The organism is Klebsiella sp. BIGb0138 (genome assembly GCF_004342285.1).
GTDB lineage: Bacteria > Pseudomonadota > Gammaproteobacteria > Enterobacterales > Enterobacteriaceae > Klebsiella.
Genome location: NZ_SMCV01000010.1, coordinates 124,686 through 138,131 on the forward strand (window position 1 = coordinate 124,686; position 13,446 = coordinate 138,131).

Here is a 13,446-nt window from a genome sequence, read left to right on the forward strand (position 1 = left end):
TAAGTTATTCAGTCTAGGGTAGCGCCGCCAGGGAGACCCCGGCGGCGAAGCGGTTAATCAGATATTTTCCAGCCGAATACCGCGGGTTTTCGGGCCATAAATGCCGACCGAGAGCATGACCATCAGCATACTGGCCACGATAAAGCTAATCACCCCCGGCGTCCCGGCGTATTGCAGAATCACCCCAATTAGAATACTGGTGATCGCCGTCGACAGGCGGCTGAACGAGTAGCAAAAGCCAACCGCTCTGGCGCGAATGCGGGTCGGGAAGATTTCCGCCTGATAGGCGTGGTAGCTGATGGTCAGCCAGGCGTTGGACCAGGTGATCATAAACCCGCAGATCACCAGCATCACCGGGTTATTCTGCAGGGCGAACAGGGTGCCGAACACCACCGTCATCAGCGCGGAGAGTACGATTTGCCACTTATTCTCAAAGCGGTGCACGAAGCGGGTACAGAACAAGCAGCCCAGCGGATAGGCAAGAGTGATAAAGAACGCGTACAGCAGGCTGTGAGTGATGCTGGCTCCCTGGCCGGACAGCAGCGCCGGCAGCCAGTTGCCAAAGCCAAAAAAACCGATGGCCTGGAAGAAGTTCATCACCATCAGCATGATGGTCCGCCGGCGATATTCCGGCGCCCAGATCTCTTTAAAGGTCCCGCTTTTGTTTTGCTCCTGCCGGGTATCAGGAATATGCTGCGCCGACGGCGCGACGCCGCAGCGTTGTTCCATCTGGCACATCACCGCGTGCGCATCATCGTGCCGGCCTTTCACTTCCAGCCAGCGGGCTGACTCCGGGAGCTTTTTGCGAATCACCCAAATCACCAGCGAGCACAGCGCGCCGAAGATGATTACCCAGCGCCAGCCGGTCAGACCGAACAGGGTGGTGGGCACCAGCATCCACGACATCAGCGCCACGGCGGGCACCGAAAGAAACTGAATGAAAAACGCGAAGGCAAAGGCTTTGTTACGCAGGTGCGTTGGCACCCATTCGCTCAGGTAGGTGTCGATGGTGACCAGCTCAATGCCGAGACCGATCCCCACCAGAAAGCGGCAGAAGATCACCCCTTCGGCGCTGTTCTGAAAGGCCATCAGCAGCGAAAACACGCCATACCAGGCCAGCGCAAACATAAAGGTCAGTCGACGGCCGAGCTTGTCCGCCAGCGGCGCGAGCAGGCTGGCGCCGATAAACAATCCGAGGAAGGTGGCCGAGGCAAAAGCGGCCTGATCCGATACGCCAAAAATACCCTGCTGGTCGCTATGGAAAATGTGCTCTGCCAGCAGGCCGGTACTGATATACCCGGTCTGAAAAAGGTCGTATAGCTCGAAAAAGCCGCCCAGTGCCAGCAGTGTAATAAACGACCATAAGCCGAAGGAGGCAGGTAGCGCATCGATACGGCTGGTTAAACTGGAGTGGGGTTGTCCTGCGGATGCAAAAGGCGCATCCCCCAGAACCTGGGTGGTAGACATATTATTATTTTCCTCAGCTAAAATGTTTGCCTGCTAATGTTATTTGATTGTTAATGGTTTTAAATTTTTAATTACTCTTCCTATCGGGGTTCTGCAGGCAAAAATGTTGTGATTAAGCCATAAACATGAGGAATTAACTGCTTTCAGCGACAGGAAGCCGACGGATTTGAAGTAAACGACCATAGCACGCCATTCAGGAGTGGGTGAGAGGAGGGGCTGGCGATAATCTGCTAAGGGGGACGCTGCGCGTGGCGCTGGGGACGGCAAGCATTAAGTCAGAACGTATAAAAATGGCCCCGGCGCATAGCGGGGCCATTTTGACTGGCTCAGGACGCTATTTTTCCTGCGGGGGGAGCGCCTGCAAAATCCGCCTGGCCTCCGGTTCACTCAGCGAATAAGCAAAAAAGCGCTGATAAAAGTCGCGGGTGACGGCGATCATATCGACATCGGCAAAGCGCTGCGGCTGAAGCTGTTTGGCCGCCCATTGAATCTGCAACGCGCTTTCGCTGCCGTAGCGATCCCACGGAAAAACGCCCGCCGGGTTTTGTACCACCCGGCCTTGTTTAACCGCCCGCAGCGCTGAGAAAAGTTCCCCATAAGCCGAGTGCTGCAGGTCACCGCATCCCGCACCGAGGATAATGACGTCCGGCTGCCACGCCAGCACTTTCTCCGGGGAGATCTCCTGCATATTGCCGCTGATGCCCTGCGCCGCGTTACGTCCCCCCGCCAGCTGTATCCAGGTATCGATCAGCGTATGGCTGCCATCGACCTTCAGCGGTTTCAGCGATTGTATATGCAGCACGCGCGGGCGTTCCGCGTCGGTGAGCGCGGCATTTCGCTGGCCGACGCGCGCGATGACCTGTTGCAGGTACTGGTTATACGCCTGGGCGCGGGCCCGCGCCTGCGGCGTAGCGATAACCTCCGCGGTGGTTTCCACCGCGCGGGCCAGCGACGGATAGTCGGTAAAACGCATCTCCATCACCGGCAGACCGGCCTGGCGATAGGCATCGGCATCGCCGTCTCCCTGGGCGACAAAGACCACCTGAGCGCCGCGCGCCAGCAGCGCTTCGCTGGTAAAGTGTGGGCCGCGGCTGATAAGCGCGTGATTCAGCCGCGGATCGAGGCGGAACATCCACGGGCGGCTGTCCGGGCGGTTGACCGTCGCCACGATAGCGCTGCCGGCCCCGAGAGTCATCAGCAGCGAGTGGTGGGCGAACCATCCTTCAGCCACCCGCGTCACCGTGTCCGGTAAGGTGACGCGGTGTCCGGCGTCATCGGTGACCTGGCGGTCGGCCAGCGCCGGAATGGCGAGAGAAAGCGTAAGTAAGCCAGCGGCAATCTTGTTCATCATCGTCCTCAGAAATCAAACTGCACCGAGGCAGTCGCTTCGCGCGGCGCCCCCAGCTGCGCACTGGCGTATCCGGCGCCGGTGTAACCGGTCAGCGCGCCAGGAACGACGTTGCTCCAGTAGCGGCGGTTAGTGATGTTAGTGACTGCTAACCTAAATGTGGTATCGGTGCCAAACAGCCGGGTGCGGTAGTTGCTGCCGATATCCACCGTGGTATAGCTGCCCACCCAGCTATCGTTGGCGTTATCGGTCGGGCGACGACCGACGTAGCGAAGCGTGCCGTTAACATCAAGCCCGGGGACCGGATCGATGCTGTAAATCGCCAGCATACTGGCGGTGAAGCGAGGCAGACCGACCACCTGCTGATCGTCAGCATCGGCGCTGGAGGTGTTGTGCAAACGCGGGTCGAGCCAGCTGCCGCCGCCGAGCAGGCGCAGGTTCGAGGTGACGTGACCATCGGCCATCAGCTCCAGCCCGCGGTTTTTCTGCGTCCCGTCCTGGGCAAAATCACCGCCGGCATTGGTATAGGCGAACGGGCGTTCGGCCTGGAACAGCGCCGCGGTGAGCAGCAGATCCTTGTGCGGAGCGTATTTCGCGCCGACCTCCACCTGATGGCTGCGATAGGGGTCAAGGACCGCGCCGGCGTTATTAGCCCCGACAGGGGCGGTATCTCCCTGCTGCATGCTATTGGCCCAGGTCGTATAGAGCGTCACATTATCCACCGGCTTGTACATCAGACTGGCGGAACCGCTGGCCCCCCGATCGTCATGATTGCTGCTACGATTGCCAGTTTTACTGTAGTTGTCTACGGTAAACAGATTTTCGCTACCGGAGAGCAGCAGGCTCCACCGGGGATTAAAGGTCAGAGTATCGCTCAGCAGAAAAACGTGCTGCGTGGTGGTGGCGGAGTGGTAACGGTCGGTAAAATCCGGATAGGCGGGACGGGCATAATCCGGGCTCTCCTCCAGCGAAGAACTGCCCAGCGTTTGCGTACCGCCGTCGCGTGGGTTGTAATTTTTCCACACGAAACCGCGCATGCCAACCGCCAGGTCATGCTGTAACCAGCCGGTATCAATGCTGCCGGTGAGGTTAACCAGGTAGCTGTTGATGGTAAACCGGCTGGCGGCGGAGTTGGCGGTCGTGGTGGTGTAATGACCTTGATTGTCGGTCAGCGTATGGGTGACGGCGGTCGATTCACGGTCGGCTATCTGGCGCAGCACGCCCACGTCCAGTAGCCAGTTGCCGTCAAAATCGTGCTTAATATGCAGGCTGCCGGTGGTGGTGGTGTCATCATTGCCGGCATAGTACTGACCATATTTGCTTTTAGTGGGATCCAGCGGCGACGGGAAGTGGGTCCCTTTTGCCAGGGCGAACGAACCGGGTAGCCCTTTTTGATAGAAGTGGTAGTCGCTGAAGTTGCTCTCCAGCACCGTCTGGTCGGTCAGCTGGAAATCGAGCGCCAGACCGGCATACTGGTTGCGCTGGCGGCTGCCGCGGGTATAGCTGCTGCCGTCCTGATCCTGCAGATTGAGACGGTATCTTACCCGGTCCGCGGCATCCAGCGGGCCGCTGAGGTCCAGCGCGGCATTTGCTCCGCTGGCGGTACCGCCGCCAACCGTGACTCTTCGCAGCGGCACATCGGTCGGGCGTTTTGAGACCAGATTGAACATTCCTGCCGGGTTCGCCGGACCATACAGCGCGCCGGCCATGCCGTTAAGCACCTCGATCCGCTGAAACTGTTCTGCCGGATACTCGGTGGTGGAGACGGCGTTTAAGCCATCAATCATGCTGTTTTGTACGACGCTGCCCTGCATGCCGCGGGTCTGCGGGCGTACGCCGTCTCCCTGCACCGAGGGCAGATAGCGATAGACGTCCTTGACGCTATTGACCTGAAGCTGGCGGGTGAGGGAATCCGACAGCGTCTGTACGGACCAGGGGACGTTAATCAGTTTGCGTTTACCCAGGTTACCTAACGTGGCCTGCTGTTCCGCGGCTGGCGTCACATCATCGAGCGATTCAGCCTGCGGGGCTGCGGTCACCACCATGGTTTCTGCAGCATGTGCCGTCATGGTCAGGACAAGGGGGGAACAGGGAATCATCCCGGTTAATAAAACGAGTTTATATGAGCGCATTAATTTTAATTTCAGACGAATGAAAACGGAATGAGGCGGGGAAATCTCGTCTCTGTCTGAAGGGTACGATTGTTATTTGTATGATGAAAAGATAAAGGTCAACGCTATGTATGTCAATATATAGCGAATGCTCAGTGACGGCTCAATAGCCGATAATTCGCCAGAAAATCATTTTTATTGATTGTTTTTTATTGGTTTTATTTTAGCGATATAACCCTGATGGAGTAGGCGGGGTTCTCAGCCCGTAGCGCGGGCAGGCCTTCGCGACGCTCAGCGGAATCGGCGGAACTTGTCATTGTCGGCTGGCGACGGTTTAATTGGTCTCCGTTTCTCCATTTTGCCCGTCAGATACGGCCGGCGGCGACCACCCTGAGACAGGAAAATGACGCAAGGAATGACCGATTTTAGTTTTACCTCATATATGGCGCTGCGGGCTCAGGAGCAGGCGCTACTTCTTGATGCGGACCAGCAGGGGCTGGTTAACCTGCTGGATACGCTGGGCCGCGCGCTGGCGTCGGCAAAGTCCCGGCGCGCTAAAGGCCTGTATGTCTGGGGGCGTACCGGACGGGGCAAAAGCTTTATTGTCGATCATTTCTTTGCCAGCCTGCCGCTGGCGGAAAAGCGCCGGGTGCATTTTCACTATTTCTTTCGCGAACTGCATCAGCGTCTGAATGCTTCCCCTGCGCCAGCTCTGCCTGAGGTGCTGGCGCAGATGACCGACGGCTGTCGGCTCCTGTGCTTTGATGAGTTCCATCTGCACGATCCGGGCGACGCGATGCTGGTGAAGGCCCTGCTTACGCTGCTGTTTCAGCGCGGCATCATTCTGCTGGCTACCTCCAACTATCCTCCGGATCAATTACTGGCTAACCCGCTGTATCACGAGCGTTTTGTGCCATCGATCATGCTGATTAAACAGCATATGACGATCGCAGCGCTTAACGGCGAAGAGGATTACCGCGCGCGTCATGCGCCGGCGGAGAGCCCGTTTTGTCAGGGGTGGCTGCTGGTGCAGCCCTCCGCACAGGCCCGCCGGGCGCTGGATCTGCCAGAACCCGCTGATCGGGCGCAGCCGCTGCAGGTGGGCTATCGCACGCTGCACGCCGCCTCCGCGCCGGCGCATTTTTTGCATTTCACCTTTGCCCAGCTATGCATGGCGGCAACGTCGGTGATGGATTATCTGGCGCTATGCGAAAGGCATGAGCGCTGGCTGCTGGATGCGGTCCCGCCTCTGCGTCAGGCAGGCCCGGCGGCGCAGCAGCGTTTTATTAACCTGGTGGATGTACTCTATGAAAAGCAGTGTCGCCTGATCGTGGTGGCCGATTGCGGGCTAGCCGAACTGGTGGCGGATGTCGGGCAGGAGGATATTCAGCGAACCTACAGCCGATTATTACAGCTGCAGCGAATGTAAGCACAGCGTGAAAGGGGAAAAGCCCCGGCGGGCAAGGCGCCAGCCGGGGAGGGAGATTACAGGTCGTAACGATCGAGATTCATCACTTTGGTCCAGGCGGCCACGAAGTCGTTGACCAGCTTCTGCTTCGCATCCTGACAGGCGTAAACTTCCGCCAGCGCACGCAGTACCGAGTTTGAACCGAACACCAGGTCGGCGCGGGTCGCCGTGTACTTGCTCTCGCCGGTCTTACGGTCGCGGCCTTCAAACAGTTCACCCTGTTCGTCGGTGGCATTCCATACGGTCGCCATGCTCAGTAAGTTGACGAAGAAGTCGTTGCTCAGTACCCCCACGCGGTCAGTGAACACGCCGTGCCGGCTGCCGTCATAGTTGGCGCCCAGCACACGCAGGCCGCCTACCAGCACCGTCATTTCCGGCGCGGTCAGCGTCAGCTGCTGAGCTTTATCCAGCAGCAACGTTTCCGTCGAGACGCCGCCTTCAATGCGACGATAGTTACGGAAACCATCGGCCAGCGGTTCGAGCAGGTCGAAAGACTCGATATCGGTTTGATCCTGACGGGCATCAACCCGGCCCGGGGCAAAAGGCACGTTAACCTGGACGCCTGCCGCCGCTGCCGCCTGTTCAACACCCACCACGCCTGCCAGCACGATGATATCGGCCAGCGACGCTTTGCCGGAGGACTGCTGAATAGCCTGCAAGGTTGGCAGAACGCGCGCTGCGACGGCGTTCACCGGCCACTCTTTTTGCGGCGCCAGCGCCAGACGCGCGCCGTTAGCGCCGCCGCGTTTGTCTCCGCCGCGGAAGGTGGAAGCGGATGCCCAGGCAACCGATACCAGTTCACTGACCGACAGGCCAGCGTCAGCGATGGCGGTTTTCAGGGTGGCGATATCTTCCGACGTAGGGTTGTGGATCGCCGCCGGTAACGGATCCTGCCAGATCAGGTCTTCTTTCGGCACTTCCGGCCCGAGGTAACGGGATTTTGGCCCCATATCGCGGTGGATCAGTTTGAACCAGGCGCGGGCAAAGGCTTCATTGAAGGCCTGCGGATCGTTGAGGAAACGGCGCGAAATTTTGCCGAATTCCGGGTCGAAACGCAGCGTCAGGTCGGTAACCAGCATGGTCGGCTTGCGTTTTTTCTCCGGGTCGAACGGGTCGGGGATCAGATCCGGCGCGTCTTTGGCCTCGAACTGAATCGCGCCTGCCGGGCTGCGGGTCTGTACCCACTCGTATTTGAACAGGTTCTCGAAGAAGTAGTTGCTCCACTGGGTCGGCGTCTGTGTCCAGACCACTTCGAGGCCCGAGGTGATAGCATCGGCGCCGGCGCCGCTGCCGTAGCTGTTGGTCCAGCCCAGGCCCTGGGCCTCAATCGGTGCGGCTTCCGGTTCTGCGCCAACGTGGCTGGTGAGGGCTGCGCCGTGGGTCTTGCCTAAGGTATGACCGCCGGCAATCAGTGCGACGATCTCTTCATCGTTCATGGCCATGTTGCCGAAGGTGGCGCGAATCGCGGCGGCGGCGGAGAGCGGGTCGCCGCTGGCATTCGGCCCTTCCGGGTTAACATAAATCAGGCCCATTTCGGTGGCGCCCAGCGGCTGTTGCGCCAGGCTTTCCGGGTGGCGGTGCTCAAGCCAGGCTTTTTCATGGCCCCAGTCAACGTCCAGATCCGGTTCCCAGACGTCTTCGCGCCCGGCGCCGAAACCAAAGGTGCGGAAACCGGCGTTTTCCAGTGCGACGTTACCGGCCAGCATATACAGATCCGCCCAGGAAATTTTCTGCCCGTATTTTTGCTTCACCGGCCACAGCAGGCGGCGTGCCTTATCCAGGCTGACGTTGTCCGGCCAGGAGTTGAGCGGGGCGAAACGCTGCTGGCCGCGGCCTGCGCCGCCGCGCCCGTCGACGGTACGGTAGGTGCCCGCGCCGTGCCAGGCCATACGAATAAACAGCCCGATATAGCTGCCCCAGTCGGCTGGCCACCACTCTTGCGAGTCGGTCAGCAGCGCGCGCAGATCGGCCTTCAGCGCGGCATAATCAAGCTTTTTAAACTCTTCACGGTAGTTAAACTCTTCGCCCAGTGGATTCGAGCGGCTGGAGTGCTGGTTCAGCAGATCCACGCGGAGCTGATTAGGCCACCAGTCCCGGTTGGCGGTGCCACCACCGACACTTTGTGTGGGCTTCCCTGTGTGAAAAGGGCACTGCCCGGCGGATGCGTTGTTAGATGGATCGTTAGACGTGCTCATATCAGGCTCCGTTTGCTTTTGTGAATGCCATTACGATATACACTGCTTCCAATAAGTGATACTTGAATGAATCTACGGAATTAATAGTTATATCCTTTTAACAGCGGGTGATAAAGAAATCCATATAATATTTGTGGACAAACGCCAAAATACGTAAAGCGGCTTACCCACATTCGTATTAACGTATCAGTATAGGATACTGTTGCGCCTCGTCTGGTGATAAAAGCAGCGGTTGTAAAAAAAGCTAAGCAGGTGAATTCTGGTCAATTACTGGCCGCTGAGCCGATGCTGAGAAAATAAGCACGCCGGCGCGGGAAAGCGCTCATTTATATGCGGCACCCGCGCGGTGAAATTGGCATGTGGGGTATTCTCGCCGGCGATAGCGCTATTTACCCGGCCGTCGGGCGGCCTGTCCGGCGCGGACCGCCTGCACCACATCCACGCATTGCCCCAAAATCGCTCACCATTGTGGGGTGGCTCGGCGATGGCATTATTTATCCTTTTGAATTTACTCACTCTATTTTCCTGGCATGCGCTTTGCACACTTAAAACCAGAAGGCAGCGCAACAGACAATTTAGATGACCAATAGCTGGCTAGGGTTCCGGTTCACGCAGGTGAATGTCTGGTCCGAGAGCTGGCGACCTCTGCGAGGTTACACGGCGGGACAAAAGCCCGGGAGACAGCAGCACCATCAGGTGTCGCGCTGCTCCTGTTATTTTTGTGCCAACCAGAGGTTCATAATGAAGACATCCGCCGTCATCCGTTCTTTCATGCTGTCGCTGGCGCTGCTGGCCAGTTTCCCTTCCTTTGCCGCCGTGAAAAAAGAGTTCAACGTCTGCTGGACGATCTATGCCGGGTGGATGCCCTGGGGCGCCATCAGTAACGAAAAAATCATTGATAAATGGGCCAGTAAGTACGGCATCAAAATCAACATCGTTCAGCTCAACGATTATATCGAGTCGATCAACCAGTACACCGCCGGTCAGTTTGACGGCTGCACCATGACCAACATGGATGCGCTGACCATTCCGGCGGCGGGCGGGGTCGATACCACCGCGCTGATTACCGGCAGCTATTCCGATGGCAACGACGGCGTGGTGCTGAAAGGCGTCGATAAAAAGCTTAGCGACCTGAAAGGGATGCAGGTCTATCTGCCGGAGCTGTCGGTCTCGCACTATCTGCTGGTGCGCGGGCTGGAAAAAGCCGGCCTGCAGGAAAAAGACGTTAAAGTGGTGAATACCTCCGACGCCGATATCGTCTCCGCCTTCGGTACCCGCAACGTGCAGGCCGCCGTGGCGTGGAACCCACAGCTCTCCGCGATCAAAAAGACCCCACAAACCAGCGAAGTGTTTAGCTCATCCCAGGTCCCTGGCGAGATTATCGACATGATGGTGGTCAATACGCAAACCCTGCAAGACAACCCGGCCCTCGGCAAGGCGCTGACCGGCGCGTGGTTTGAAATGATGGCCAAAATGCAGGCCGGAGACCCGCAGGCGCTGAGCGCGATGGCGGCGGATTCCGGTACCGACCTCGCCGGCTATCAGGTACAGCTGAAAACGACCCATCTGTTCTGGACTCCTGCCGACGCCCTGACGTTCATCTCCAGCCCCGATCTGGCAAAAACCATGCAGCGCGTGGCGCAGTTCTCGTTTGATAAAGGTCTGCTGGGTGAAGGGGCGCAAAGCGCCGATTTCATCGGCATGCGCTTCCCGGGGAATGTCACCGTCGGCGATGGCGGCAATACCCGGCTGCGCTTCGACGATAGCTACCTGAAGCTGGCCGCGGCCGGCCAGCTGTAATCATCGACGACGGGAGTTAACGCCATGCGACAAATTAATCGCCATCCACAGCAGGGCATGCGGCTGATGCTGATGCTCTTGCCCTTTGTGCTGCTTATCGCCGCCTGGTTTATCGGCTCCGCCGTTCGTCTGGAGGCTAACCCCCAGGACAAACTGCTGCCGGGTCTGTCGCAGATGGTGGCCGCGGTCGATCGGATGGCCTTCACGCCGGATAAGCGCAGCGGCGACTATCTGCTGTGGGGCGATACGCTTATCAGCCTGGCCCGCCTGCTGACCGGGCTGGCGGTTTCCGCGCTGATTGGTCTGAGCATCGGGATCGTCGCCGGCGTATTTCCCGTGTACCGCGCCGCGCTGTCGCCGCTGATGACCGTCATTTCGATGGTCCCGCCGCTGGCGATCCTGCCGGTGCTGTTTATCGTCTTCGGCCTTGATGAACTCTCGAAGGTGATGCTGATCGTCATTGGCATTACGCCGATGCTGGCGCGCGACCTTGAGCAGCGGGCGCGGGAAATACCGGCGGAGCTGTTTATCAAAGCGCAAACCCTCGGCGCCAACAGCTGGACGGTGGTGCTGCGGGTAGTGCTGCCGCAGCTGCTCTCGCGCCTGATTACCTCGCTGCGCTTGCTGCTCGGTTCGGCGTGGCTGTTTTTGATTTCGGCGGAGGCCATTTCGGCCACCGCTGGCCTCGGGTATCGCATCTTTCTCGTGCGCCGCTACATGGCGATGGACGTGATTATTCCCTACGTCATCTGGATAACCCTGCTGGCCTGGCTGATGGATCTCGGACTGCGCCAGCTGCATAAAGCCTGCTTCCCATGGGCCGAAGGAGGCCGGACATGAGTTTCATCACCATCAAAAATATCTGGCAGGAGTATGGCGATCACGTGGTGCTGGAACGCATCAATTTGCAGGTCAGGGAAGGGGAATTTTGTTCAATGGTGGGAGCCTCTGGCTGCGGAAAGTCGACATTTTTGCGCCTGCTGCTGGGCCAGGAGCGGCCGACCCGCGGCATGATTACGCTCGACGGTCAGCCGCTGGCGGGCGAACCGGATCGCAGCCGCGGGGTGGTGTTTCAGCGCTATTCCGTGTTCCCGCACCTCACGGTGCTGGATAACGTGGCGGTCGGTTTTGAGCTTCCGGCCTCGCCGCTCTTCGGCCGCCTGTTCGGCGCCCGTAAACGCGCCGCGCGCGAACAGGCGGCGCAGATGCTGGACAAAGTGGGGCTCGCCCATGCCCTCGACCGGTATCCGGCGCAGCTTTCCGGCGGCATGCAGCAGCGCCTGGCGATCGCTCAGGCATTCGTGATGCAGCCGCGGGTGCTGCTGCTCGACGAACCCTTTGGCGCGCTCGACCCCGGCATCCGCAAGGATATGCACGCCTTGCTGCTGCAGCTGTGGAGCGAGACGCGCATGACGGTCTTCATGGTCACCCACGATCTGGCCGAAGGATTCAACCTCGGCACCCGGCTGCTGGTCTTTGACAAGGTGCGCCACGATCCGCAGGCCCCCAACGCCTACGGCGCGCGCATCACCTACGATATTCCGCTTAACGAGACCCGGATGTCGCAGATGCTCGGTACCGGTTCCGATAACAACGTTTATGCATTAAGGAGATAGTCCGATGACGACACTTTTTCATTCATCACCGAGCCTGCGCGAAGAGTTTTTGCCGGGCGGAGGCCATACCTCATTCATACTGCGCCGCGGGCAAATTCTGCGCCTGACTGACGTCGACGGCGGGGCGAACGTCAGCATGATGATGCTCAACCCGCATGAAAAGAGCGAGCGTCTGAACCTGCCGGATACGCTGAAAGGCCAGCACACCGCCCGCCTGACCGCCGGGCACTGTTTCTATTCCGATATGGGCCGGGTGCTGGCCGGTATCGTTGCCGACAGCTGCGGCTGGCATGACCCGTTCGGCGGCGTGCTCAATGCGCAAGAGACAGAGGAAAAATATGGCCGCGGCCGCTACCAGGAGCTGCGCAACGCTTTCTACCGCAACGGTACCGATAACCTGTTGGTTGAGATGGGAAAATGGGATCTCGGCCTCGAGGATCTGCTGATGGTGGTCAATTTTTTCAGCAAGATAACCGTGGACGGCGCGGGGCGCTTTCAGTTTTGCGCGGGGCACTCCGCCCCGGGCAGTTACGTCGAGCTATTTGCGCCGATGGACGTGCTGATGATCCTGACCGCACTGCCGCATCCGCAGAACCCCGTCACGGAGTATGCGCCGCGCCCGGTCCAGCTGAGCTGGTACCAGGCCGATGATCAAGAGGCGGCGGTCGCAGCGCTATTGACCCGCGATGAAAACCAGCGCGCGTTTGCCAATACCCAACTTTTTGCCCTCTGAGGAGCCCGCCATGAGCCTTGTGACCAGTACCCGTAACCCGGCCGATGCCGTTTATCGCCACGTGATCCCGGCGGGCGAACCCTGGCTGTTCGAAATCAAAAAGGGGCAGACCCTGCGTCTGCTCGATCTCGAAGGTAATCAGGCCATCGATACCCTGTTTTATAACGCCGATAACCCGCGCGAACGTTACGACCCGCAGCGCACGCTGCGCCGCCAGGGGAATGCCTATCTGACCACCGGCAGCGTGCTGTTCTCGAATCTGGGCAATCCGCTGCTGACCATTGTGGCCGATACCTGCGGGCGTCACGACACTCTCGGCGGCGCCTGCGCGCAGGAGAGCAACACCGTGCGCTATGCGCTGGATAAACGCTACATGCACAGCTGCCGGGACAACTTCCTGTGCGCCTGTCTGCACGACGGTCGCCTGCATAAGCGCGATATCGGCGCCAACATCAACTTCTTTATGAACGTCCCGGTCACCGCAGCCGGCGGCCTGACGTTCGAAGACGGCATCTCGGCCGCCGGGAAGTACGTTGAGCTGCGCGCCGAGTGCAACGCCATGGTGCTGATTTCCAACTGTCCGCAGCTGAATAACCCCTGCAACGGCTGGAACCCGACGCCGGCGGAGGTGCTGGTATGGAACTGACCCGCTGGCAGCGCTGGCGCCTGATGGCGTATCGCCTGTTTGCCGTGCGCGCCGATCGTCTG

General features: G+C 59.2%; 10 protein-coding genes and 1 riboswitch. Of the genes, 6 read left to right on the forward strand and 4 right to left on the reverse strand.

Going from position 1 to position 13,446, the window contains the following annotated elements:
- Nucleotides 1-57: 57 nt before the first annotated feature.
- The 3 genes from EDF73_RS20785 to EDF73_RS20795 all read right to left on the reverse strand — a co-directional run bounded on the left by EDF73_RS20785 (nt 58) and on the right by EDF73_RS20795 (nt 4,947).
- Nucleotides 58-1,467: an MFS transporter gene (locus EDF73_RS20785; RefSeq protein WP_132730943.1), complete on the reverse strand. Its 1,410-nt coding sequence runs from the start codon at nt 1,465-1,467 to the stop codon at nt 58-60.
- A gap of 334 nt (nt 1,468-1,801) precedes the next feature.
- The gene (locus EDF73_RS20790) at nt 1,802-2,815 is read right to left on the reverse strand and encodes an ABC transporter substrate-binding protein (protein ID WP_132731008.1); all 1,014 of its coding nucleotides are present in this window, start codon (nt 2,813-2,815) and stop codon (nt 1,802-1,804) included.
- Nucleotides 2,816-2,823: 8 nt separating this feature from the next.
- Nucleotides 2,824-4,947, reverse strand: a complete 2,124-nt coding sequence (locus EDF73_RS20795) for a TonB-dependent siderophore receptor (protein ID WP_132730944.1) — start codon at nt 4,945-4,947, stop codon at nt 2,824-2,826.
- A gap of 394 nt (nt 4,948-5,341) precedes the next feature.
- Here EDF73_RS20795 and zapE point away from each other — a divergent pair, with 394 nt between their 5' ends.
- The gene (gene zapE / locus EDF73_RS20800; RefSeq protein WP_165905759.1) at nt 5,342-6,355 is read left to right on the forward strand and encodes a cell division protein ZapE; all 1,014 of its coding nucleotides are present in this window, start codon (nt 5,342-5,344) and stop codon (nt 6,353-6,355) included.
- Nucleotides 6,356-6,411: 56 nt separating this feature from the next.
- Here the strand turns inward: zapE and katG are convergent, their stop codons facing one another.
- Nucleotides 6,412-8,589, reverse strand: a complete 2,178-nt coding sequence (gene katG / locus EDF73_RS20805) for a catalase/peroxidase HPI (RefSeq protein ID WP_132730946.1) — start codon at nt 8,587-8,589, stop codon at nt 6,412-6,414.
- A gap of 583 nt (nt 8,590-9,172) precedes the next feature.
- Nucleotides 9,173-9,271, forward strand: a riboswitch (guanidine-I (ykkC/yxkD leader).
- Between the two features lie 59 nt (nt 9,272-9,330).
- On the opposite strand from katG, the gene EDF73_RS20810 reads away from it, so the two are divergent.
- The 5 genes from EDF73_RS20810 to EDF73_RS20830 are packed head-to-tail and all read left to right on the forward strand — an operon-like array spanning nt 9,331 to nt 13,384.
- Nucleotides 9,331-10,389, forward strand: coding sequence for a putative urea ABC transporter substrate-binding protein (locus EDF73_RS20810; protein ID WP_132730947.1), 1,059 nt, complete (start codon nt 9,331-9,333; stop codon nt 10,387-10,389).
- Nucleotides 10,390-10,413: 24 nt separating this feature from the next.
- Nucleotides 10,414-11,229: an ABC transporter permease gene (locus EDF73_RS20815; protein WP_132730948.1), complete on the forward strand. Its 816-nt coding sequence runs from the start codon at nt 10,414-10,416 to the stop codon at nt 11,227-11,229.
- On the forward strand, nt 11,226-12,005 hold the full coding sequence (locus tag EDF73_RS20820) for an ABC transporter ATP-binding protein (RefSeq protein WP_132730949.1): 780 nt from the start codon (nt 11,226-11,228) through the stop codon (nt 12,003-12,005). Before EDF73_RS20815 ends, EDF73_RS20820 begins: the two co-directional genes overlap by 4 nt.
- Nucleotides 12,006-12,009: 4 nt before the next feature.
- Entirely contained in the window at nt 12,010-12,738 is a 729-nt protein-coding gene (locus EDF73_RS20825) for an urea amidolyase associated protein UAAP1 (RefSeq protein WP_132730950.1), read from the forward strand.
- Nucleotides 12,739-12,748: 10 nt separating this feature from the next.
- Nucleotides 12,749-13,384 carry an urea amidolyase associated protein UAAP2 gene (locus EDF73_RS20830; RefSeq protein WP_132730951.1) on the forward strand — a complete coding sequence of 212 codons (636 nt, stop codon included), beginning with the start codon at nt 12,749-12,751 and terminating at the stop codon, nt 13,382-13,384.
- Nucleotides 13,385-13,446: the final 62 nt, after the last annotated feature.